Origin of the sequence: Curtobacterium sp. BH-2-1-1 (assembly GCF_001806325.1) — a bacterium.
In the GTDB taxonomy this organism is placed as follows: domain Bacteria; phylum Actinomycetota; class Actinomycetes; order Actinomycetales; family Microbacteriaceae; genus Curtobacterium.
This window is the reverse complement of sequence record NZ_CP017580.1, coordinates 3,051,659-3,074,501: the sequence shown is the minus strand read 5'-3', so window position 1 is coordinate 3,074,501 and position 22,843 is coordinate 3,051,659. Positions and strand designations below refer to the sequence as shown.

At 72.9% G+C, this 22,843-nt stretch carries 17 protein-coding genes; 6 read left to right on the top strand and 11 right to left on the bottom strand.

Annotated features, from left to right (window positions below; genetic code table 11):
* Positions 1–6: 6 nt before the first annotated feature.
* Positions 7–1,002, bottom strand: coding sequence for a stage II sporulation protein M (locus tag BJK06_RS14650; RefSeq protein ID WP_070418497.1), 996 nt, complete (start codon positions 1,000–1,002; stop codon positions 7–9).
* Positions 1,003–1,082: 80 nt separating this feature from the next.
* Here BJK06_RS14650 and BJK06_RS14645 point away from each other — a divergent pair, with 80 nt between their 5' ends.
* A complete protein-coding gene (locus BJK06_RS14645) occupies positions 1,083–1,952 on the top strand; it encodes an RDD family protein (protein ID WP_070418496.1) in 870 nt (289 codons plus the stop codon).
* A 359-nt stretch (positions 1,953–2,311) separates the two neighbouring features.
* On the opposite strand, the gene ahcY is transcribed toward BJK06_RS14645, so the two are convergent.
* Both ahcY and BJK06_RS14635 read right to left on the bottom strand, forming a co-directional pair.
* Positions 2,312–3,790 (bottom strand): adenosylhomocysteinase, encoded by a 1,479-nt coding sequence (gene ahcY / locus BJK06_RS14640; protein WP_070418495.1) that lies wholly within the window; start codon positions 3,788–3,790, stop codon positions 2,312–2,314.
* Between the two features lie 103 nt (positions 3,791–3,893).
* Positions 3,894–4,109 (bottom strand): DUF3499 family protein, encoded by a 216-nt coding sequence (locus BJK06_RS14635; protein ID WP_070418494.1) that lies wholly within the window; start codon positions 4,107–4,109, stop codon positions 3,894–3,896.
* A gap of 139 nt (positions 4,110–4,248) precedes the next feature.
* Here BJK06_RS14635 and BJK06_RS14630 point away from each other — a divergent pair, with 139 nt between their 5' ends.
* Positions 4,249–4,608, top strand: a complete 360-nt coding sequence (locus tag BJK06_RS14630; RefSeq protein ID WP_254789530.1) for a metallopeptidase family protein — start codon at positions 4,249–4,251, stop codon at positions 4,606–4,608.
* Between the two features lie 22 nt (positions 4,609–4,630).
* Here the strand turns inward: BJK06_RS14630 and BJK06_RS14625 are convergent, their stop codons facing one another.
* From BJK06_RS14625 to manA, 5 genes are all read right to left on the bottom strand, one after another.
* Positions 4,631–6,034 (bottom strand): DUF5719 family protein, encoded by a 1,404-nt coding sequence (locus BJK06_RS14625; RefSeq protein ID WP_070418492.1) that lies wholly within the window; start codon positions 6,032–6,034, stop codon positions 4,631–4,633.
* Positions 6,031–8,868 (bottom strand): glycosyltransferase family 2 protein, encoded by a 2,838-nt coding sequence (locus BJK06_RS14620; protein ID WP_070419517.1) that lies wholly within the window; start codon positions 8,866–8,868, stop codon positions 6,031–6,033. Before BJK06_RS14620 ends, BJK06_RS14625 begins: the two co-directional genes overlap by 4 nt.
* 133 nt (positions 8,869–9,001) lie before the next feature.
* A complete protein-coding gene (locus BJK06_RS14615) occupies positions 9,002–9,334 on the bottom strand; it encodes a WhiB family transcriptional regulator (protein ID WP_083295294.1) in 333 nt (110 codons plus the stop codon).
* A 202-nt stretch (positions 9,335–9,536) separates the two neighbouring features.
* Positions 9,537–10,499 (bottom strand): UDP-glucose 4-epimerase GalE, encoded by a 963-nt coding sequence (gene galE, locus BJK06_RS14610; RefSeq protein WP_070418491.1) that lies wholly within the window; start codon positions 10,497–10,499, stop codon positions 9,537–9,539.
* A gap of 53 nt (positions 10,500–10,552) precedes the next feature.
* Positions 10,553–11,761 carry a mannose-6-phosphate isomerase, class I gene (manA, locus tag BJK06_RS14605; RefSeq protein ID WP_070419515.1) on the bottom strand — a complete coding sequence of 403 codons (1,209 nt, stop codon included), beginning with the start codon at positions 11,759–11,761 and terminating at the stop codon, positions 10,553–10,555.
* Between the two features lie 51 nt (positions 11,762–11,812).
* Here manA and BJK06_RS14600 point away from each other — a divergent pair, with 51 nt between their 5' ends.
* Positions 11,813–13,192 carry an O-antigen ligase gene (locus BJK06_RS14600; protein ID WP_070418490.1) on the top strand — a complete coding sequence of 460 codons (1,380 nt, stop codon included), beginning with the start codon at positions 11,813–11,815 and terminating at the stop codon, positions 13,190–13,192.
* Positions 13,193–13,229: 37 nt separating this feature from the next.
* Here the strand turns inward: BJK06_RS14600 and BJK06_RS14595 are convergent, their stop codons facing one another.
* A complete protein-coding gene (locus tag BJK06_RS14595; protein WP_070418489.1) occupies positions 13,230–14,639 on the bottom strand; it encodes a hypothetical protein in 1,410 nt (469 codons plus the stop codon).
* Positions 14,640–14,825: 186 nt separating this feature from the next.
* Between BJK06_RS14595 and BJK06_RS18695 the strand changes: the two genes are divergently transcribed.
* Both BJK06_RS18695 and BJK06_RS14585 read left to right on the top strand, forming a co-directional pair.
* Entirely contained in the window at positions 14,826–16,112 is a 1,287-nt protein-coding gene (locus BJK06_RS18695; protein ID WP_139202026.1) for an O-antigen ligase family protein, read from the top strand.
* Between the two features lie 112 nt (positions 16,113–16,224).
* Entirely contained in the window at positions 16,225–18,093 is a 1,869-nt protein-coding gene (locus BJK06_RS14585; protein WP_070418488.1) for a hypothetical protein, read from the top strand.
* 72 nt (positions 18,094–18,165) lie between these two features.
* On the opposite strand, the gene BJK06_RS14580 is transcribed toward BJK06_RS14585, so the two are convergent.
* Together BJK06_RS14580 and BJK06_RS14575 are read right to left on the bottom strand one after the other, a co-directional pair.
* Complete coding sequence (locus BJK06_RS14580) at positions 18,166–18,915, bottom strand: polyprenol monophosphomannose synthase (RefSeq protein WP_070418487.1); 750 nt, start codon at positions 18,913–18,915, stop codon at positions 18,166–18,168.
* Entirely contained in the window at positions 18,912–21,401 is a 2,490-nt protein-coding gene (locus tag BJK06_RS14575; protein WP_070418486.1) for a glycosyltransferase, read from the bottom strand. Before BJK06_RS14575 ends, BJK06_RS14580 begins: the two co-directional genes overlap by 4 nt.
* A gap of 136 nt (positions 21,402–21,537) precedes the next feature.
* Between BJK06_RS14575 and BJK06_RS14570 the strand changes: the two genes are divergently transcribed.
* Positions 21,538–22,836 (top strand): glycosyltransferase, encoded by a 1,299-nt coding sequence (locus BJK06_RS14570; RefSeq protein WP_070418485.1) that lies wholly within the window; start codon positions 21,538–21,540, stop codon positions 22,834–22,836.
* Positions 22,837–22,843 lie beyond the last annotated feature (7 nt).

Sequence of the window (22,843 nt, the reverse complement as noted above, 5' to 3'; positions counted from 1 at the left end):
CGTCCGTCAGTCGGCGACGAGCGCGGACGTTCCGCGCTCGAACTCCTCGAGGTCGCCGCGCTGCCCCGCGCGGTACGCGCGACCGCCGAGGCCCCACTGGTACCAGAGCACGGCCGCGAGGGCGACGGTGCCGATCCCGATCTTGACGGGCCACGGCCAGTCCTGCCGGGTCACCGTGCCCTCGACGAGACCGGACAGCAGGAGCGTCAGGGCGAGGCCGACCGCGATCGTGATGAGGGCTCGGCCGTCCTCGGCGAGGGCCTGTCCGCGGGTGCGGGCCCCGGGGGCGACCCACGACCAGAAGATCATCAGGCCGGCGGCGGCCGCGAGGAAGATCGAGTACAGCTCGAGCTGCCCGTGCGGGGCGATGTAGAGGAAGAAGTCACCGAGGCGGCCCTGGTCGTGCAGGACGGCCGCCGAGACGCCGAGGCTGATCGCGTTCTGGCCGATCGAGAACGGCACGAAGAGTCCGGTGATCCCGAAGGCGACCATGGTGGCGGCGATGTACGCGTTGTTCGTCCACACCTGTGCCGTGAAGGCACCGAGGCCGTGGTCGGAGTAGTACGCCTGGAAGTCCCGGGTCGCGTACTGCCGGAGGGCCTCGGGGGTGCCGAACGTGTCGACGGCGCCCGGGGTGGTCGTGATCCAGACCGCCGTGATCGCGGCGATCGCCGCCGTGGCGGCCGCCACCCAGATCGCGACCCAGCGGATCCGGTACAGGGCGGCGGGGAGCTGCAGGACGAAGAAGGACGTCAGCGCCGCGAGCGGGTCGACGGGGGCGCCGGTGAACCGGAGTCGGGCGCGGAACAGTGTCAGCGAGAGCCGGTCGCCGACCGCGGTGCGCGGGGCGGCGCCGCGGATGCGCGAGAGGTCGGTCGCCGCCGCCTGGTAGCCGGAGACGAGGCGGTCGACGTCGGCACCGGAGGCGTGGCGGGTGCGGGCGAGCCGGTCGAGTTCCTGCCATCGGTCGCGGTGCACCTCGGTGTAGGCGTCCAGGTCCACAGCGTCTCCCCCGCTCGTTCCGGTGTTCGCGCGTCCGTGCCGTCCGGGCGGTGGGCGTGCGTCTCCGACAGAATGATCCCATGCCGAAGACCCGCGTGCCGCGTGACCTCGCCGACGGTCGGTTCGTCGTCGCGCTCGACGAGACCAACGACGAGCTCGTCGTCGGCGAGGCCGTCGCACTCGACGTGCAGCCCGCCGGCATCGCGTTGCGGCTCGCGGCGGCGCTCCTCGACGGTGTCTGCCTGCTCGCGCTCTACGTCATGCTCATGATCGGCCTGTCGCGGGTCTGGCCGAGCGACCTCGACGAGGCCTGGGCAGCGGCGCTCAGCATCGGCGTGCTCGTCTTCGTGCTCGTGCTCGTCCCAGCGGCGCTCGAGACCGTCACCCGGGGCAAGAGCGTCGGCCGGTACGCGACCGGCACCCGGGTCGTCCGGCTCGACGGCGGGGCGATCGGGTTCCGGCACGCGTTCACCCGTGCCCTCGTCGGGCTGTTCGAGCTGTGGATGACGTTCGGTTCCGTGGCGCTGCTCGTGGCGCTGTTCGGATCCCGTCCGCGGCGGATCGGGGACCTGCTCGCCGGGACGTTCGTGCAGCACGAGCGGGCGGCGAAGCAGCGGTCCCCCGAGGTCCTCATGCCCGCGGAGCTCGTCGCCTGGGCCGGGGTCGCGGACGTGTCGGCGCTGCCGCAGCGGCTCGAGAACCGGCTCGGGGCGTTCTTCCGCGGTGCTGCCGACCTCCGCCCCGAGCTCCGGGAGGCGGCGGCACGGTCTCTCGCGGCAGCGGTCGCCGAGTACGCGCACCCGGTGCCGGCGGTCCACCCCGAGGTGTTCCTCGCCGGGGTGGTCGTGCTGCGGCGGGAGCGGGACCTGCGCGCGTTGCGGGGTCGGGCGGCGGTGCTCGACCGGGCGTCGGCGGCGGCGACGGCGCGGCCGCCGGGGTTCCCGCGCTGACGCGCTGCGCCGCGGGCGCGCGGCGGCGGGCGCGCGGCGCCGCGGCGGGCGTCGCGGCGGCGCGGCTCGCGTCCGGCTATCGAACCAGGTTTCCGACGTCGAACCAGCGCGGGAGGCTGGTTCGATGTCGGAAACGTGGTTCGTCGCCGCGGCCCGCGGGCCGCGGGCCGCGAGCCGCGCTCGGTCGCGCCGGGTGCCGGCGGCCGGCAGCCGGCGGCCGCCGGCGGCTGCCGGCGCACAACCCAAAACACCCGGAGCCGCGCGGATGCGTGGTTCCGGGCGACTTTGGCTGTGCGGTGCGGCAGCGCGCCCGCCGCGCGGCGGCAGCGCGCCCGCGCCGCGCCCGCGGCGCGCCCGCGTCAGTACCGGTAGTGCTCGGGCTTGTAGGGGCCCTCGACCGGGACACCGATGTACGCCGCCTGCTCCGGCCGGAGCTCGGTCAGCGCGACCCCGAGCGCGTCGAGGTGCAGCCGCGCCACCTTCTCGTCGAGGTGCTTCGGCAGCACGTACACCCCCGTCGGGTACTCGGCGCGGCGGGTGTGCAGCTCGATCTGGGCGAGCACCTGGTTCGTGAAGGAGTTGCTCATCACGAAGGACGGGTGCCCCGTGGCGTTGCCGAGGTTCATGAGCCGCCCCTCGGAGAGCACGAGGATCGACCGGCCCGTCGGCAGACGCCACTCGTGCACCTGCGGCTTGATCTCGACCTTCTCGACGCCCGGCAGGGACTCGAGGCCCGCCATGTCGATCTCGTTGTCGAAGTGCCCCACGTTCGCGACGATCGCGAGGTGCTTCAGCGCGAGCATCTCGTCGACACCGACGACGCCGAGGTTGCCCGTGCACGTGACGACCATGTCGACCTGGTCGGCGACGTCCGCGAGGCGCGCCACCTGGTACCCGTCCATCGCGGCCTGGAGCGCGCAGATCGGGTCGACCTCGGACACGATCACGCGGGCGCCCTGCCCGCGGAGCGCCTCGGCCGCACCCTTGCCGACGTCGCCGTAGCCCACGACGAACGCGACCTTGCCGCCGATCAGCACGTCGGTCGCCCGGTTGAGCCCGTCGGGCAGCGAGTGCCGGATGCCGTACTTGTTGTCGAACTTCGACTTCGTGACGGAGTCGTTGACGTTGATCGCCGGGAACTTCAGCTCGCCGGTGCGCGACAGCTCGTAGAGGCGGTGCACGCCGGTGGTGGTCTCCTCGGTCACGCCCTCGATGTCGGCCGCGATGCGGGTCCAGCGGTCCGACGAATCCTGCAGTGAGGCGGCGACGGTGTCGAGGACGATCTTCCACTCGGTGCTCGCGTCGGCCCCGGCATCGGGCACACGGCCGGCGGCTTCGGCATCGGCGCCGGTGTGCACGAGCATCGTGGCGTCGCCGCCGTCGTCGAGGATGAGGTTCGGGCCGATCCAGTCGGCGCCGGCGGCTGCGGCCTCGGCCGACCAGTCGAAGATCCGGCTGGTGCACCACCAGTACTCCTCGAGCGTCTCGCCCTTCCACGCGAACACGGGGACACCGGCCGGCGACTCAGGCGTGCCGGTCGGACCGACGGCGATGGCCGCGGCGGCTTCGTCCTGCGTGGAGAAGATGTTGCAGCTCGCCCACCGGACCTGCGCACCGAGCGCGACGAGCGTCTCGATGAGGACGGCCGTCTGCACCGTCATGTGCAGCGAGCCCGCGATGCGCGCGCCGGCGAGCGGCTGCGACGCGCCGAACTCCTCGCGCAGGGACATGAGCCCCGGCATCTCGTTCTCGGCGAGGCGGATCTGGTGGCGCCCCGCCTCGGCGAGGGCGAGGTCGGCGACGCGGAACGGTGCTGCGGTACGGGCTTCGGTGGGCATGCGGCCCAGTCTTCCACGCCGGGAGGCGCGGGTCGTCAGCCGACGTCGGTGCCGTGAGCCGCGCCTCCAGGGATCCCCCTGTGGAGGACCGGACCCGACCGCGTCAGTCCGCGTCGCGACGGAGCGGCTCGCGCCGCACCACCTGCCACCCGCGCGGGACGCGCAGCTGCGCCGCGTGGCGGGCGCAGAGGTCGTAGCCGTGGGGTTCGACGCGGGTGGAGAGGGGGCCGACGACGACCATGGAGTCCCCGTAGTCGTACGTCAGGGTCGCCGAGGCGCTCGCGCCACAGGCGACCTTGCTGCAGATCCTCACGTCCATACCGCCACCGACCCTATCGGAGCAGGGCGGCACCGCCCGCGCCGCGTACGATGTGGGGATGCGTCGCAGGACTCGTCTCGTCACACCCGTCGACCGGGGCCGCGGTCGGTCCCGGCACGGACGCGGCGGACGGTCCAGCGTGACCGGTCCGGACCTCGCGCCGATCATCACCCGCGCCGAGACGTTCGACCGCATCGTCGGGGACACCGCGCACTACCTGCTCGGGCTCTGGCCGGCCGAACTCGAGGGCGTCGTGTTCCAGGTCGCGGACATGCCGACGGACTCGACCCTGCCGGACCACATGCCCCGGTGGCGGGTGGACCGCGAGCAGCGCCGCGTGACCGTGTTCCGCGTCCCGGTGGAGCGGGTCACCCGCAGTCCCGAGAAGGACGACACCGACAAGCGCATCATCATCGAGACCGCGGTGTTCCGCGCCGTGGGCGAGCTGATCGACAAGGACCCGTGGGACCTGGCGCCGGACCGCTACCGTCACTGGTGACGCAGCGCGCCAGCGCCACGGCTCAGGGGTAGACCCGGACCGGCGTCGAGACCTCGGTCGCCGCCCGCACCGGGAACCCTGCGATGCCGTCGTCGCCCATGTACGTCACCCCGGCGACGAGCCCCTCGGTCCCCTGCAGCTCGAGCTGCTTCGCGACCGGGACGACCACGGTGCGCACACCACCGGCGACGACCTGCACGTCCTGCGTCTCGTCGCCGGAGCGGATCGTGACGTCGGCGTCGGAGCGCGTCGGGTTGACGAGCGTGAGGCGCTGGTTCTCACCGGGCGCCACCGCCGTGATGGTGGACTCGCCGAGCGGGTCGGCGGAGGCGAACCACCCGACGTCCGTGCGTCCGTCGTAGGTGGGCGTGGTCGTGCGGGCGCCGGCGACGAGCGGCTCGGTCGACGTGACGGTGAAGGCGTAGCGACCGTCCGGGAAGTCGTCGAGCGTGACGTCGGTGACGACACCGGGCTCGGCGGTGGCGTTCACGGTGGACCCGCCCCCGTCGGCGGTCGTGATGCCGAGGGTCACGCGGGCCGCCTTCGTGCCGGGCACGAACAGCCGGACGATGGGTGCGGCGTCGGCCGTGTCGTCGCCGCGCTGGGCCTCTTGGGCGCCGTCGAGGACCACGCCCGGGATGATCTGCGACGTCGAGGGCGCCGCACCGCCGGAGATGATGTCGAACCCACCGGGGGTGAGGGTGCGGACGATGGACTCCTGCATGTGGGCGACGATCTGGCCGCCGGAGGACTCGACGTGCACGACGGTCGAGCCCTGGTCGGAGACGAACCCGGACAGCGGGACGACCTTCTGGGTGTTCGGCGCGACGACGATGCCGGTCGTGCCAGGGGCGCTGACCGTGCCGGAACCGTCGTAGATCGACAGGTCGACGGTCGCGTTCACGTCGGTCGGGTTCGACAGCGTGACGAGGCTCGTGCGGCCGGTCTCGGTGGACCCACCGACCAGCCAGGTGGACTGGCTCGGGTCGTCGCACGACGCGGCACCGACGCCGACGACGTCCCCGCTCGCGACGCTCTGGTAGCTGCTGCCGGCGACCTGCGGGGTGGTGTCCCCCGCCGGAGCGGTCAGGAGGCGCGGCTTGCTCCCGCCGGTCGCGGAGTCGTCGAGGCCGGAGCGCTCGACGCTCGACCCGGTGGTCGCGGTGGCGACGGTGGCCGAGCCGACGGTGCTCGCCTTCGTCGCGTCGTTGCCGGCGTCGTCCGAGAGCCGGAGCGCGTTGCCGGCGCAGACGCGCTCGGCGTCGGCCGGGACGGGTGTCACCGTCTTGCCCGCGGGACGACCCGGGTCGGTGTCGGTGCCGAGGGCGTGCGCCGCGGTGACGGCTCCGGCGGCGACCACGACGGCGATCGCGGTCGCCGTGCCGCGGACGACCCAGCGGCGGACGGAGGCGGGGGTACGGCTCATTCGTCGCGCTCCTCGTCGAAGGTGGTGGCGGGTTCCTCGGCCTCGATGACGTTCGAGGTGGCACGGCGTCGACGGGGCGCGGTGGGCACCGCCAGCAGCGCCGCGGCGCCGAACACGACCCCGAGGACCACGAGGTAGAGCACGTGCGTCGCCTGTGCCCCGGCCGACCCGGTGGACGGGCGGTCGACGTCGCCCTCGTAGTGGAACAGCTGGCCGCTCGTCGTCTCACCGATGCTCGTGAACAGCGCGTTCTGGCCGATCGCCCCGGCTGCACGGTCGTGGACCTCCTGCGCGGAGGAACCGTCGGGGGCGTCGTCGAGCAGGACGAAGCTCACGCCGAGCTGCCGCAGTGCGGGCTCGGGGTCGTACCCGCTCCGGCTCGCCAGGTTGCCGGCGAGGGTCGCGAGCTGCGCACCGGACCGGCTGAGCGTGAGCGCCGTCGAGTCGAGGGTGGTCTGGTCGTCGAGCGTCGAGCCCTGACCGCGTTCGAGCGACACCGCAAGCGAGCCGTCGTCCTGCGGGTCGACGACGAGCGTGCCGACGTCGGGGTTGGCCTGCGCCTCGGCGTTCACGTACGCGCTGAGCACCCGGCCGGAGGTCGGCTGGATCACCGCGTTGCCGAGGTAGAACGCCCCGAACGCCGGTGCCACGGTGACGGCGGCGACCACGGTCGTCACGAGTCCCGCGACCGGCGCGATCCGCGGCAGCACGTCGATCCCGATGCAGGCGGCGGCGACGATGCCGAACCAGTACACGCTCAGCCCGCTGCCCGGCCAGATGATCGTGGTCGTGGACCCGACCCCGGTGACGGTGACGTGGGTGGCGGCGAACGCGGTGGCGAAGCCGGCCAGCGCGATGAGGAGCGTGGCTCCCGCGACGGCCCAGCGGTGGCCGAGCATCGCGCCGATGGCGGCGACGGCCACCGGGAGCGCGAGCACCGCCATGAGGACCGGCAGGATCCAGGCGGCGAGCGCGAGCCCGGACGTGGTGGGCAGCCACCCGCTCCAGTCCGGCACCGGCTGGCCGATGGCGAGCTGGAAGGCCGAGGGTGCGCGGGTGGCCGAGGGCACGCCCGGGTCGGCGAAGACGGCGAGCACGTTGCCGCGGGCGACCTGCGCGAGCACGAGCGGCAGGAAGAGCACGGCTGCCGGCACCGGGATGAACACCCGACGGTGCGCACGACGCCACCCGACGGCGAGCGACACGAGCCAGCCGAGCAGCAGCACCGGCAGCAGCGACGGCGCCGAGGCCGCGATGACGGCGAAGAGCAGGGACGCGCCCGAGGCCCAGGCCCACGAGCGGTGCGCCTCGAGCACGGCGAGGAACAGCCAGGGCAGGAGGACGTGCGCGATCACGGCGCCGAGGTGCCCGCTCGTGACGGCACCGACGAGCGTCGGGGCGATCGTGTACAGCGCCGCGCCGATCACCGGCACCCAGGTGCGGGTCGTCAGCTTCCGCACCGCGAACCAGGCGCCGAGCGCGGCGAGCGGGAACGCGACGAGCATCACGAGCACGACCGAGGTCGACGGCGACCAGAACGTGATCGAGCCGAGCACGGCGACGACCGCGGCGAACGGGTCGCTCGGCCCAGTGAAGCCGGTGCCGATCGAGTGCCAGCCGTAGCCGACGTTCTGCCACAGCCGGGCGACGTCGGTGCTCAGGGGCAGGAGCCCGCCACCGGTCAGCGCCGGCGAGCCGAGCAGCGGGTACAGGGTCACGACGCTCAGGACCGCCGCGGCGAGCACGACCCAGATGCCGCCGTCACCGAGGAACGACGCCCGGGCGATCGGTGCGTCCTCGACCCGGGCGAGCTCGACGTCGCGCGACGTGGTCCGCCGCTCGTGCACCCGGCGCCAGCTGACGCGGAGCGGCTCGACCGCCGCCCACCCGAGCTTCTTGCCGCGTGCGAGGACCCGTCGCGAGCGTCCGGTCCCGCCGCCGAAGGCGACCGAGAACGCCGCGGCGAGCTCGGCCCCGACCGCGGCCGGGTGCTTGGCGACGAGGTGCCCGATCGCGCGGCCGATCGCGAACGGCACGAGCGTGAGCCAGTGGATCCAGAGGACCCCGGCGGACGCGTAGGTCATCCGGCGGTGCAGCTGCGCCTGCCGGTGCATCCGGACGCGCCGCCCCTCGGAGACCCGCTTGCGCCCGAACTCCTCGATGGGCCCGGCGCTCGTCACGCGGGCCTCAGGGACGACGGCGACCCGGTGTCCGGCGAGGCGCACGCGCACGCAGAAGTCGAGCGCGGCGTCCACGTTCGGCAGGGCGGGGTCGAAGCCGCCGAGTTCGTTCCACACCGAGCGTCGGACGAGCATCCCGCCGGCGGCGACCGCCATCACGTCGGTGTTCCGGTCGTGCTGGCCCTGGTCGAGCTCGTCCTGCACGAGGACGATCGACCGGCCGAAGCGGGTCATGCTCTCGCCGAACGCCCGGAGCCGCGACGGGTCGTCGACGTCGACGAGCTTCGGCCCCGCGACGACCACGCTCGGCGCGATCTCGACCGCGGACAGGAGGTCGGCGAGGGCGGTGGGCGCCGGCGCGTTGTCGTGGCCGAGCAGCCAGAGCCACTCGTCGACGGGTTCGTCCGCGACCGCGGGCGGGGCCTCGCGTTCGCCGCGGGCGACCGCCTCGCCGAAGGGGCGACCGGCGGGCAGGCGCAGGAGTTCGGCGGAGCCGCCGAACGACAGGTCGGTGGTCGATCCGTCGGTCGACCCGAGGTCGACGACGACGAGGTTCTCGGGGTGACGGGTCTGGGCGGCGAGCGCGTCCAGGGTCCGGTCGAGGTGGTCCGCCCCGTTGGCGGCGACGAGGATCGCGGTGACTCTGGGCTGCATGACGGGCGTCACTCTACGGTCTGGAGGCGCGGCTCGGCCTGCGGACGGCGGCGCGCCGTGAACCTGTGGGAGCCATCAACGACCGGTGCGCGTCGGACGCGCACCGTGCCTCCTGGACTGGCCAGGTGCGCGGCTACGCCCGCTTGCGGAGCTTGCGGCGCTCGCGCTCGGACAGGCCGCCCCAGATGCCGAAGCGCTCGTCGTTCTCGAGCGCGTACTCGAGGCACTGCGCCCGGACCTCGCACGAGGTGCAGATCTTCTTGGCCTCGCGCGTCGAGCCGCCCTTCTCGGGGAAGAACGCCTCGGGGTCGGTCTGCGCGCAGAGCGAGTCCACCTGCCAGGCGAGCGGGTTCTCCTCGTCGTCGGTCTCCGGACGCCGGACACCCGGGACGCCGAGCGACACGGGGTCGACGTGCCAGTCCTCCGGTACTCCGGCGTGGAAGTCGGAACCGTTCACCCTGATCACCCCTGACGTCTCGATAACGGGACCACAACGATCGCTGTCGTTGCCTGTAATTACAGCGGTGTCATTCGCGAGAGTCAAGTCGCGGATCATAGAAGGCACTGACGGTTCCGGCGTGTCATGTCCCCCGTACGGGCGTGTCGCGGCCGGTCTGTCGGGGTTTCGGGGGACAACTGACGCCCCCTCAGCCGGCCGCGACGGCCCGTCAGCCGATGCGGCGCCGGGCTTCCCAGGCGCTCGTGACCATCTCGTCGAGCGTGTGGCGCATCGCCCAGTCGAGGTCACGCGCAGCCGCTTCGCCCGTCGCGACGATCCGCGCGGGGTCACCGGCGCGTCGCGGCGCGATCTCGGGCTCGAACGCGATGCCGGTGCCCTTCGCCATGGCGTCCATGATCTGCCGGACGCTGACCCCGTCGCCGCTGCCGAGGTTGTACGCGCGCTCGAGGGTCTGGCCCGCCTCGAGCTTCTGCGCGGCGACCGCGTGCGAGTGCGCGAGGTCGGCGACGTGGATGTAGTCCCGCACGCAGGTGCCGTCGGGCGTGGCGTAGTCGTCGCCGTTGATCCGCGGCGTGCGACCGGCGAGCAGGGCGTCGAAGACGAGCGGGAAGAGGTTGTGCGGGCTGGCGTCGTACAGGTCCGGCTCCCCCGACCCGACGACGTTGAAGTAGCGCAGCGACGTCGTGGTGAAGCCCGCGGCGACCTCCATGTCGCGCAGCAGCCACTCGCCGATGAGCTTCGACTCGCCGTAGGGCGACTCCGGCGCCTTCGGGGTGTCCTCGACCACGGTGTCGACGTCCGGTGTGCCGTAGACGGCGGCGCTCGACGAGAACACCGCCTTGGTGACGCCGTTCTCCGCCATCGCCCGGAGGAGCGTCGCCATGCCGGTGACGTTCTGCTCGTAGGTGTGCAGCGGTCGCTCGACCGACACCCCCGCGTACTTGAAGCCCGCGACGTGCACCACACCGGTGACGGCGTGCTCGCGCAGCGTCCGGGCCACCAGCTCACCGTCGAGGATCGTGCCCTCGACGAACGGCACGTCTTCGGGCACGAACGCCCGGAAGCCGCTCGAGAGGTCGTCGAACGCGACGGTGTCGATGCCCGCCGCACGCAGTGCTCGGACGACGTGGGACCCGATGTACCCGGCGCCGCCGGTGACCAGCCAACTCATGCTGGCCACGCTAGCGGAACCGGCGCGGCGTCAGACCGCCACGCGCTGCGGGTTCACGCACCCGTCGCGATGAAGACCGTCGACGCCAGACCGCTGCCGTTGTCGGCCTCGACCGTGACGTCGCCCTCGTCGGGGGTGATGTAGCAGGACTCCCCCTGGCGCAGCAGCGTCGCGGACTGCGCCCCGACGAGCGTCACCGCGCCCGCCGTGCAGATGGCGATCGAGGGGCCGTGCAGCGGCGCGACCCCGCCGGAGGCCAGGCCGACCGGGCGTCCGTCCCCCGTGACGCGGAGCAGCGCGAACCCGACGCCGTCCGGCGCGAAGCGCTCGACGCCGGCGGCGACCGACTCGGGGGTCAGGACGGGTGCCGGGTACCCGGTGAAGTCGAGGACGTGCAGCAGCTCCGGGACGTCGACGTGCTTCGGCGTGAGCCCGCCGCGCAGGACGTTGTCGGAGGGGGCCATGAGCTCGATGCCGAGCCCGTCGAGGTAGGCGTGGATGTTGCCGGCCGGCAGGTACATCGCCTCACCCGCGGCGAGCGTCACGCGGTGCATGAGCAGGGACACCACGATGCCGGGGTCGCCCGGGTAGCTCGTGCCGAGGTCGCGCACGGTCGCGGTGTTCGGGGTGACGGCGTCGTCGGGGATCGCGGCGGCGAGGTCGCTCACGGCCTGCACGACGGCCTGCGCCGAGGAGTCGCCGGTCTCGAGCCACCGCACCGTGTCCTCGAGCCCGTGCTGCAGGTGCACGACCAGGGGGCCGAGCCGACCGGACCCGGCGTCGAGCGTCTCGACGTCGGCGAGCGTCTCGGCCACCGGGCGGAAGCCGCTCAGCGCCTCGAAGCGTTCGCTGAGCGCCACGACGAGCTCGGGCTTCGGGAACGGGTCCTTGTAGTTGCGGGCCGGGTCGTCGATCGGGACACCCGCCGCCTCCTCGCGCTCGAACCCCTCGCGCGCCTGCTCGGGTGTCGGGTGGGCCTGCAGCGAGAGCGGGGCGGCGGCCGCGAGGACCTTCAGCAGGAACGGGAGCTCCGTGCGGTCCGGTCCGAGGGCGTCCCGGGGCTCCGCGGTGATCCAGTCGAGGAGCGTGTCCGCGCCGCCGACCATCGCCGGGTTCACGACGACGCTCGGGCTGCCCGGGTGCGCGCCGAGCCAGAGTTCGGCCTGCGGTGCGCCGGTGACGGTCCGGCCGAGGAGCTCGGGGATGGCCGTGACGGATCCCCAGGCGTAGTCGCGGGGCGTGTTCGTGATGCCGAGGAACATGCGCACGAGCCTATCGGCGGTCGACGTGCGCTCCCCGGGTACCCTGGCGTCGTGACGAACACCTGGCCGTTGGCGCGCGGATCCGTGCCCGAGCGCGAGGCGTTCGCATTCGGCGCGACGATCCTGTTCGTGCTCTTCGCCGGCGACGCCGTGCCGAACACGCTCACGTGGGTCGGCGCCGGACTGCTCTGGGCGGCCGCCGCGGTCTGGGCCACGACGATCATCGTCCGGGCCCGCCCGCCGCTCACCCGGACACCGCGTGCGCTCTGGCTCTTCCTCGCCTGGTGCCTGGTGTCCGTGGTGTGGTCGCACTGGCGGTTCGCGACGATCTCGAGCCTCGCGGTCCAGGTGATCTGCGCGGGCGCGGCCTTCGCGATCGCCTCGACCATGACGTGGCGGCGGATCACCGACGCGCTGAGCCTCGCGCTGCGCTGGGTCCTGATGGGGTCGCTGCTCTTCGAGGCCTTCGTCGCGGTCGTCCTCCGGCACCCGATCGCACCGGCGTGGACGGACTACGGCGACCGGAAGATCCCGGACGCCTTCTACTTCTCACGGGCCGAGCTCTTCACCGGCGGGCGCATCCAGGGCCTCCCCGGCAACGCGAACCTGCTCGCGATGGTCGCGCTCCTCGCCGTGATCGCCGTCGCGATCCAGTACGCCGAGGGGCGACTCCGACGCAACCGCGCGATCGGCTGGACCGTCGTGGCCCTCGTCGTCCTCGCACTCACCCGCTCCTCGACCGTGCTGGCCGCCGGGCTCGTCGTCCTCGTCGCGCTCGCCGTCGCGCTCTGGATCCGCCGGGCCCCGACCGAACGACGGACACCGCGCTACCTCGCCGTCGCCGTCGGGGCCGTGGTCGTCGCCGTGCTCGGGTTCCTCGCCCGTGGCCAGGTGTCCGAGCTGCTCGGCAAGGGTTCGGACGCGACCGGCCGCGGCGTGATCTGGGAGCGGGTCATCGGGCTCATCCAGGAGCACACCGTCGTCGGCTGGGGGTGGATCGGCTACTGGTGGCCGGGCATCCCGACCCTCGCGGACCTCGCGCACCGCAAGGGCGTGACCTACCTGCAGGCGCACGACGCCTACCTCGACGTGTGGATGCAGACCGGTGTCATCGGGCTGGCGATCTTCGTGGTCTACGTGGTCACGACCCTCAGCCGGTCGTGGGCCTCGGCCACCCGGATCGGCTACGACGCGTCGCTCTCCCCCCGTCCGTTCGACCCGGTGTCGCTCCTGCCGCTGCTCGTCGTCGTGGCGCTGCTCGTGCAGTCGGTCGCCGAGTCGAGACTGCTCTACCAGGGCAACTGGGTCCTGTTCGCCCTCATCGCGATCAAGACCCGGATCGTGCTCGTCGGCGAGGAGCCCGTGTCCGCCGGTGACGGTCCCCGCACGCCCCCGGCCCGCCGCGAGTTCCGGACGCCCGCGCGCCGCTGACCCGAGCCCGCCCCGGCCCCCGACACCGGTCCCGTCGTCACGGCCGCTCGACCAGGCGGTCGCACGGCACCGCGGCCCGCCACGGCGCGGTCCGGAGCACGACGGACGGCAGCGTCGGGTCGGCACGACAGGCCTCGGCGGCCGCGGGGACCTGCGCGGACCAGACCGGGCCGGCGCTCCGCCGGGTCGTCCCCGGAGCGGCGTTCCAGACGGCGGCGCCGACCACCGCGGCGACCACGCACCACGCGAGCACGACCGCGACCAGCCGGCCCGCGGCCGCCGACCGGCCCGCGGCCGCCGACCGGCCGACTGTCGGACCGGACCGACCCGCACCGGGCCGACCCGCGCCTCCTGGCACTCCCACCGACCCGATGACCACGGACGCCGCCACCACCGCTCCCGACACGAGCAGCAGCCCGGACGCTGCCGCGTACCGCTGCGGCCCCGCCGCCAGCGCGGCCGGCCCGAGGGCCACCCAGTCCTGCACCGCCGACCCGTTCGCCACGAGCGCCGCCCACCACACCACGAGGGAGCCTCCGGCGAGGGCGACCACGACCCACCGCGCACGCCCCCGGCCGAGCACGACGGCCGTCACGAGCACGACCACCAGCAGCACGGTCGGCAGGACGACCACGCCCCACCCGTGCGCGTGCACCGTCTCCGCCACCACACCGACCCGACGGTCCCACGCGCCCCCGAGCGGCTGGAGCAGGTACCCGGCGAGCACGTCGGAGGCGCCCGGGTCGCCCGGCCGGGACGCTCGCGGATCCGTGAGCGCCGTCGCGACCTGCACCCCACTGCCCAGCACCGCCGCCAGGGTGACCGGCAGCGGGCGGAGGTCCACCCGTCCGGTCGCCGTGCGTCGCAGCGGCAGCCAGGAGACCAGCAGGAGCGGGAGGAACAGCGTCGCCTGGACCTCGCTGAGCACACCGAGGGCCGTGACCACGGCGAGCGCCACCGCTCCCCACCACGTCCGGGCACGGTGCGTGTACAGCCACGGCACCAGGACGAGCACGTACCAGTGCAGGTTCGCCGCGGTGCCGCTGATCTCGACGGGGGCGAGCGGCAGGACGACGGGGACCGCGGCGAGCAGGACCCGGAGCGGCCACGGCCGGACGACGTCGCCGGAGAGCAGGAACACGAGCGCGCAGACGACCCCGACGACCAGGCAGGCCAGGCCCGACACCGCGACCGCGTACCGCTCGACGGGCAGGAGCCAGGCGAGGTCGACGACGATGCGCGGGACGAGGTGGCGGTACCCGGCGTACGGCTCCAGGACGGTGCCAGGGCCGAGTGCGAGCCGCTCGCGGAGGAACACCCCGCCGTCCTCGGCCCACACCGTCCCGCGGGTCACCGGGCCGAGCCGCCACCAGGCCACGGCCGTGGCGGACCCACCGACGACCGCAGCGACCGTCGGTGCGCCGTGCAGCCGCCACCCGCGCGCCATGGTGCGGCGATCGTACCGCCGACATCGCGGATCGTGGATATCCGCGCGGGGGTGCACCCGTCGTGTCGCGGACGTCCGGGGCACGCCGATCGGGGCCGCCGCCGGCGCGGTGCAGGGCGCGACGCCGGGGCGTCCACCTGCCGACGAGGCCGGATGGGCCAAGATGGTGAGGTGACGGACGGCCGGGTGACCAGACGCGTGCTCGCGCGACGGTACCTGTCGGCGTGGATCGGGTTCTCCGCGGGCGGCCGGTTCAGCCAGGCACTCGCGACCGTGATCGTGCTCTTCGCGTTCGCGCAGCCGACGGTGACCGCGCTCGTCGGTCGTGCCGGTGTGTGGGCCGTGCTCGTCACGCTGTTCGTCCTCGCCGGCCTGAGCCTGCTCGGGCAGCGCTACCGGATCGAGTGGCACGGGGTGCTCCCCCTCTCGCTCCTGGCGTTCGTCGGGTACTGCGCGTTGAGCGTCCTCTGGAGCGAGTACTCGTGGGTGGCGCTGCGGGGGCTGGTCGGGACCGTCTGCTTCATCGGGCTCGGGCTCTACCTCGCGCTCGGCCGCGACCTGGTGCAGGTCATCCGGGCGTCCGGCGACGCCTTCCGGATCCTGCTGGTGGTCGCGCTCGGCCTCGAGGTCCTCTCCGGCCTCGTCCTCGACACCCCGATCCCGGCGTTCGGCATCCAGGGCAACATCGCGTACGGCGGCCCGATCCAGGGCATCGGCGGGACCCGCAACTTCATGGGGTTCATCGCCGCGATGGCGCTGGTGACGTTCGTGGTGGAGTTCCTCACCCGCTCGGTCACGATGTGGCGTGCGATCGGCTCGACCACCCTCGCCGTCATCGCCCTGATGCTCGTGCAGTCCCCCATCACCGGGCTCGCGATGATCGCCCTGGCCGTGACCGCCCTCGCGCTGTGGTCGCTCCGGCACGCCCGACCGACGACGCGACCGGTGGTGAACGGCGTGCTCGGCGGGGCGGTCCTGCTCATGATCGGACTCGGCATCGTCGCCCGGCACCGGGTCCTCGCCGAGATCGGTGCGGCCGGGGGCACGGCGACCCGGGTGGACCTCTGGGCGCAGATCCGCGTGTTCGTGAGCCAGTTCCCGATCCAGGGCTGGGGCTGGGTCGGCACGTGGCCGCACGAGGCCGTGGTGCCCTACGTGACGTTCATCGACCCGGCGGGGCAGCGGTTCACGTCTGGCCTCAACGCGTTCGTCGACGCGTGGCTGCAGATCGGGCTCGCGGGCACGATCATCCTCGCGGTGACGGCGCTGCTCGCGTTCGCGCGGGCCTGGGTCACGGCGACGACGTTCCCGGGGGTCGCCTACGTGTGGCCGGCGGCGGTGCTGGTGCTGCTGGGCGTCACGAGTGCGGCGGAGAGCTACCTGCTGCACGGGGCCGGGCTGATGGTGTTCGTCGCCGTGCTCGTGATCGCCGCGCGGCGGCGGTCGTGGCGGCGGCACCTGCCGCGCGGCTGAGCGACTGTGTCGGAGTGCACAGGTGTGCTCCGCGATCCCCTGTCCGTTGCATCGTGCACCTAGACTGCCGGAGACCGTCAGGGGGCGGTCCACGAACCTGGGGAACAACCACATGCGCCTGCACCGTCGCCTCGCACTCGCCCTGACCACCGCGCTCGTCGCCACCGCCGTCGCCGTCGTCGCACCGGTCTCGACCGCGCAGGCCGCGGCGCCGACGACCGGCCGGTACACGCCGATCGACACGACCCGCGTCTGGTCGGGCGCCCTGACGACGTCGCCGAAGGTGGTGGAGATCGCCGGGAACGCGGGGGTCCCCGCGAACGCCACGGCCGTCGTCGTCAACGTCGAGGTCGCCAAGCCCACCGCGGCCGGCTACGTCCGCGTCACCCCCGCGGGCAAGGACGCCACCGTCGCGACGCAGGACTTCGCCGCCGGGCAGACGATCGCGAACCTCGTCACCGTGCGGCTCGTGAACGGCTCGATCCAGGCGAAGCTCTCGAAGGGCACGGCGAGCGGGTACTTCGACGTCGCCGGGTACTACGCCGACGGCTCCGGTGCCACCTACACCCCGCTCGACGCCGCGCGGGTGTTCGGCGCCACGGTGGGCACCACGCCGACGCAGGTGCCCCTCGCCGGCCGCGCCGGGATCCCCGCCGACGCGACCGCCGTCGCCGTGAACGTGCAGGTCAGCAACCCGACGGTCGCCGGGTACGTCCGCGTCACCACGGCCGGGCAGGACCCCTCCGTCGTGACGCAGCTCTACTCGGCTGGTCAGGCGCTGTCGAACCTCGCGATCGTGAAGCTTTCCGACGACGGTGCCGCGCAGGTGAAGCTCTCGAAGGGCTCGGGCACGGTCTACATGGACGTCGCCGGCTACTACTCGAACTCGTCCACCGGTTCGGTGTTCGTCCCGATCGACACAACCCGCGCGTTCGCCGGTTCGGTGTCCGCCACCGCGGGGACCATCCGACTGTCCGGCGTCGCGGGCGTCCCCGGGACCGCCACGGCCGTCGTCGCGAACGCCGAGACGACGAAGCCCACCACCGCCGCGTACCTCCGCGTCACGCCCGCGGGCCAGGACCCCCAGGTCGCGACGCAGGTGTTCGACGCCGGCACCTCGGTCGCGAACCTCGTCGTCGCGAAGGTCACCGGGTCGAGCGTCGACCGCCGGGTGCAGGCGAAGGTGTCGAAGGGGTCCGCGCAGCTGCACCTCGACGTCGCGGGGTACTTCCTCGACGGGTCGAGCGGTTCCGGCTTCGGGGCCGACGTCTCGTGGCCGCAGGGCGGGTCCTCGTCGAACTACCCGTCGAACCAGGCGTTCGGCGTCGTCGGCGTGAACGGCTCGCTGCCGAACCAGGACAACCAGTACCTGACCCCGCAGCTCGCGTGGGCCGCGGGGTCGGCCGGCGGCACGTCGCAGCCGAAGGCGCAGCTCTACGCCCTCGCCGCGAACCCCGGCAAGGCCGCCTCGGTCTGGCCGTCGTCCAACCGGGACCCGTCGGGCACGACCGTGTCCAACCCGTACGGCACCTGCACGGCGAAGGCGTACACCAGCGCCTGCTCGTACATGTACGGCTACACCCGCGCCTACGAGGCCGCGAACACCCGCGGCGTCCCGAACCCCTCGTCGTACCGCTGGTGGATCGACGTCGAGACGGGCCTCTCGTGGCTCGGGGCCTCCGACGCGAAGGACTACCAGACGCAGAACCGCGCCGACATCGAGGGCATGGTCGCCGCGCTCAAGGCCGCGGGCGTCTCGACGATCGGTATCTACTCGACGGGGTACCAGTTCGGGCAGATCGTGGGGACCGTCCCGTCGACCTCGACGCTCCGCGGGCTGCCGAGCTGGATCGCGGTGGGCAACGACGGCGTCGCGGCGGCGCAGAAGGCGTGCTCGGCCGGCGGCCTCACCGCGGGCAGCCAGGTGCGGATGGCCCAGTACGTCGTGGGGAACCAGGACTACAACGTGAGCTGCGTCTGAGACGCATCCCCTTCACGGACGGGAGGCGCGGTGCCAGCTGGCACCGCGCCTCCCGTCCGTCCAGGGGTCGCGTCAGCGACGTGCGCCGCGTCGGCGACCGAAGCGCCGCTGCAGGCCCCACTGGGTGGTGCGGAGCATGGCCTCGAGCACGATCGACCGACTCATCTTCGAGACGCCGTGCACGCGGTCGCGGAACCGGATCGGGACCTCGACGATGCGGCCGCCGAGGTCGTCCACCCGCAACGTCATGTCGACCTGGAAGCAGTACCCCTTCGAGTCGATCGAGTCGAGGTCCATCCGGGCGATCGCGTCGGCGCGGTAGACTCGGAAGCCCGCGGTGACGTCCCGCACGCCGGTGCCGAGCACGAACCGGGCGTAGGTGTTCGCGCCACGGCTGAGGACCTCGCGGTGGAGCGGCCAGTCGACCACCGATCCCCCGGGGACCCACCGCGACCCGATCGCGAGCAGGACGTCGTCGGCGCCGTCGACCGCGGCCACGAGTGCCGGGAGCCGGTCGGCCGGGTGCGAGCCGTCCGCGTCCATCTCGACGAGCAGCGGGTACCCGCGCTCGAGCCCCCACCGGAAGCCGGCGACGTAGGCCGTCCCGAGGCCGAGCTTGCCGGAGCGTTCGAGCAGGTGCACCCGGTCGTCCGCAGCGGCGAGCTGCCGCACGAGGTCACCCGTGCCGTCGGGGCTGGCGTCGTCGACGACGAGCAGGTGTGCGTCCGGCAGCGCGCCCAGGACGGCTGCGGCGATCGTGCGGACGTTCTCGGCCTCGTTGTAGGTCGGGACGATGACGAGCGCCGTGGCGCCCGCGGTCACCGGTTCTGCAGCCGACGCTTGATCTTGCCCGCGACGCTCCGCGGGCCCTCGGTCCGGAAGTAGTGCACGGCGCGACCGAGGTCGTGGCGGACGCCGTAGAGCTTCTTGCGGTCCGGGACGCGCACGCGCATGGCGTGCGGCTGGATCGTCGACGAGGTGTCGCGGACGCTCTTGTCGGCCGCGCGGATCGGGTTCCGGCAGAACTCGACGAGCGGGGCGAGGACGTTCTCCCACGTGAACTGCTCGCGCACGCGGTCGACGTTGCCGATGAACTCGGCACGGGCCTTCTTGTCGAAGAGCGCCGTCTCGAGCGCTGCGGCCAGGCCGTCGATGTCCTGCTCGTGCACGGCGATGCCGAGCTTCTCCTCGGCGACGAGGTCACCGAAGGAGTCACCGGCGGTCGTGACGATCGGCAGACGTGCCCACAGGTAGTCGAGGATGCGGGTGCGGAACGAGAACGTGGTCTCGAGGTGCTCGTAGTGCGTCGAGACGCCGGCGTCGGCCTCGAGCAGGTAGGCGCCGCGTTCCTCGTACGGGATCCACGCGTCGTTGAAGAACACGTTCGTGCCGGTCAGCCCGAGCGCGTCGGCCTCGGCGCGCACCTTGGCGACGATGTCCATCTCGGGCACGTCCGGGTTCGGGTGCTGGACGCCCATGAAGAAGAGCTTGACGCTCGGCTTCTTCGCGGCGAGCCGGCCGATGGCACGGACGAGCGTGATCGGGTCGAACCAGTCGTAGATGCCGCCGCCCCAGACGACGAGCTTGTCGTTCTTCCCGATGCCGGGGACGACGCCCTTGACCCGCTGCTGGTCGTGCACCGGCGGCGTCGACGACAGGCCGAACGGCACGACGCCGATGAGCGAGCGGAGGTCGGGGTCGCGCGAGTACGTCCGGGCGTTCACACGGCCCGAGCCGGCGAGCTGGCCGAGCCAGAACATGCGCTGCCGCTCGGAGGCGCAGATGAAGTAGTCGCCGAGTTCGAGCTGGTGGTTCAGGGTGTCCGACGCGTCGAGGATCTGCCGGTTCCACTGGTCGACGTCGTCGCTGCGGCCCTGTTCGAGCTGCTCGAGGTGCAGCGGGTCGTAGACGTCGACGACGAGGATCTTGCTCGTCGACTCGAGCACCGGGAACAGGCGGAGCGCGTGGCCCTGCACGATGATGACGTCGGCCCAGGCCTCGTGCTCGACCATCTGGCGCGGGTGGCGGTGCGGCACCGTGACGACCTCGTACGAGGGGTCGATCTGCGACGAGCGCGTGAGGCTGATGACCCGGACGTCGTGCTCGCCGGCGAGCTGCTTCGCCATCTGGGTCGCACGGATCGCCGGACCGGCCATCTTCTCGCCGATGGAGTCGCCCGTGATGATGAGGATCCGACGCCGGGTGCCGACCTCGAGCACGCCGAGGGAGTGCACGATCTTGTCGTAGCCGGCCAGGTAGTTCTCGATCGGGTACGCGGGCTCGTCGCGGTTGCCGAAGAGGCGCAGGAGCTCGCGGTCGCTGCGCACGCGGGTCGCCTGGATCTGCCGACGCGACTCGGTCATCGACGGCAGCTGCTCGACGAACTGGTCGACGCCGTAGATGCCCGCCATCGCCGTCTTCGGCACGGGGATCGTCGGGACGCTGTCGTCGCCGGGGTTGCGGAGGTCGAGCTCGGTCGAGTCGAGTTCGCCACGACCGACGGCGCGACGGACGACGAGCGCGAGCGAGCCGGGGAGGGCCGCTGCGAGCTGCTCGTCACCGAGGTTCTTGTAGAGCGTGAAGAGGGCGTTCCGCTCGAGCAGGTAGGTCTCGCGGAAGTCGCCGAACTTGTTCATCGACGCGTGGTGCTTGTGGAACGCGACGGACTTCGGCTGGTACCGGAAGCGCCAGCCGAGCAGGTTGAGCCGCCAGCCGAGGTCGACGTCCTCGTAGAACATGAAGTAGCGGTCGTCGAAGCCGTCGAGCTGCTCGAAGAGCTCCGCCCGGATGAACATCGCCGCGCCGGTGCCGAACAGCACGTCGGTCTCGGACTCCCAGCGCCCGGTGTCCGGCGAGCCCGCGAACGGCTTGTAACCCATGCCGTACCAGGTCATCGCGGCCTCGGTGAAGTCGACGTTGACGCCTTCCCAGTCGAGGACCTTCGACGCCACGGCGCCGATGTCCGCGCCGGACGCGAACGTCGCCATGGCCTCGCGCACCCAGCCGGTGTCGGGTCGGGCGTCGTTGTTGAGGAACGCCACGATCTCGCCGGAGGACTTCTCGACGCCGAGGTTGCAGCCGCCCGTGAAGCCGAGGTTCGCACCGGCGTCGACGAGCGTGAAGTCGAGCTCCGACGCCTTCAGCCGACCGAGGTGCTCGGGGCCGGAACCGTTCTCGACGACGATGACCTCGAGCCGGTCCTGCGGCCAGTCCTGCTTGCGGAGCTCCGCGATGCTCGTCAGGGTGTCGTCCGTGCCCTTGTAGTTCACGAGGATGACGGACACGACTCCCGGCTTGCGCTCTGTCACGCGGTTCCTCCAGCAGCTGCCGCGCACCTGGCGCGGGTCGACGGGTCGGCCGCGGGGTGCCGACGGCCGATGACACCCTACAAGGCGCGCGCCCGCGCTCCCCTGTGATCAGCGCCGATTCGTGCAGAATGGCTCGGTGACCGCGACCAGCATCCCGACCGCTCCCACGTCTTCCCCCCTCGCCGCGGACTACGCCGCGATCGCCGCGGGCGACCACGCCGAGGGGCCGCGCGGGACCGTCCGGTTCGCGGTGTCGACGGACGACCCGGCCGAGGGCAAGGGCGACCTCTACGTCGCGCTCGGGCTGGCCCGGGCGCTGCGGGACGCCGGGTGGGGGGTCGCGATGTGGCCGATCACCCGCTGGGCCGACCCGGTCCCGGACGACACCGCCGTCGTGGTCGTGATGATCGAGTCCTTCGTGCCGGGCCGGGTGCCGCCGTCCACCGCCCTCGTGGCGTGGGTGCGCAACTGGACGGCGAAGTGGGCGGCCCTGCCGTACCTCGACGAGTTCGAGGCGATCTGGACGTCGTCGAGGACCGCGCGCGACGCCGTCGCCGCGCACTACGACGGCCCGGTCGAGGTCGTGCCGATCGGCGTCGACCTCGAGCTCTTCACGACCGACCCTGCTACCCCGCGGAGCGACCGTGCGGTGGCGACCGTGAACTTCTGGGGCGTCCGCCGCCACGTGCAGGACGTCCTCGACGACGTCCGTCCGGCCGAGCCGATCGTCTGGTTCGCCGCGAACGCCGAGCACGTCGACCCGTCCCCCGGCGTCGAGCTGCGGCCGATGGTCCCCTACTTCGCGCTCCCCGAGGTCTACCGGTCGGCGGCCTTCGTCGTCGACGACGTCATCGCGCCCGCCGCCGAGTACGGCACGTTGAACTCCCGCCTCTACGAGTCGCTCGCGTCCGGGGCGCTCCCCGTGACGGACTGCGCGCTCGGACTCGACGAGCTCGGCCTCGGCGAGGTCCCCGTGTTCGAGGACGCCGCGTCGCTCGAGCGGGCGCTCGCGATGCCCGCCGACGAGCGGACGGCGCTGGTCGAACGGCTGCGCGCCGTCGTGGTCGAGCGACACTCCTTCGCGGCGCGTGCGGAGCAGGTTCGCCCGGTCCTCGAGGCGGCGATCGAGCACGCACGGTCCCGGACCGGCAGCCGGTCCCCGTTCCTCCGCTGGGCGACGAACGAGCGCGAGGTCCTGCGGGTCGCCGAGCTCGAGCGCGACGTGCACCTGCAGGGCGTCCGCGACATCAACGAGCGGCTCGTCGTGGCCGAGCAGGCGGTGGCGTCGTTCGACGCCGCGCGTCGGCGTGCGGAGGAGGAGCGCGACACGATCGCCCTGCGGTACGACGAGCTCACCCGGTCGGCCGAGTACCGCCTGCTGCACCGCTTCGGCGGTCTGGCGCGCGCCGTGCGCCGCGGCACCGGACGCGGCTGAGCCGACC

Excerpts from the sequence above, each read along its gene's own strand:
- BJK06_RS14645 (WP_070418496.1), top strand. The coding sequence starts at position 1,083 with ATGCCGAAGACCCGCGTGCCGCGTGACCTCGCCGACGGTCGGTTCGTC.
- ahcY (WP_070418495.1), bottom strand. The coding sequence starts at position 3,790 with ATGCCCACCGAAGCCCGTACCGCAGCACCGTTCCGCGTCGCCGACCTC.
- BJK06_RS14635 (WP_070418494.1), bottom strand. The coding sequence starts at position 4,109 with ATGGACGTGAGGATCTGCAGCAAGGTCGCCTGTGGCGCGAGCGCCTCG.
- BJK06_RS14625 (WP_070418492.1), bottom strand. The coding sequence starts at position 6,034 with ATGAGCCGTACCCCCGCCTCCGTCCGCCGCTGGGTCGTCCGCGGCACG.
- BJK06_RS14620 (WP_070419517.1), bottom strand. The coding sequence starts at position 8,868 with ATGCAGCCCAGAGTCACCGCGATCCTCGTCGCCGCCAACGGGGCGGAC.
- galE (WP_070418491.1), bottom strand. The coding sequence starts at position 10,499 with ATGAGTTGGCTGGTCACCGGCGGCGCCGGGTACATCGGGTCCCACGTC.
- manA (WP_070419515.1), bottom strand. The coding sequence starts at position 11,761 with ATGTTCCTCGGCATCACGAACACGCCCCGCGACTACGCCTGGGGATCC.
- BJK06_RS14595 (WP_070418489.1), bottom strand. The coding sequence starts at position 14,639 with ATGGCGCGCGGGTGGCGGCTGCACGGCGCACCGACGGTCGCTGCGGTC.
- BJK06_RS14585 (WP_070418488.1), top strand. The coding sequence starts at position 16,225 with ATGCGCCTGCACCGTCGCCTCGCACTCGCCCTGACCACCGCGCTCGTC.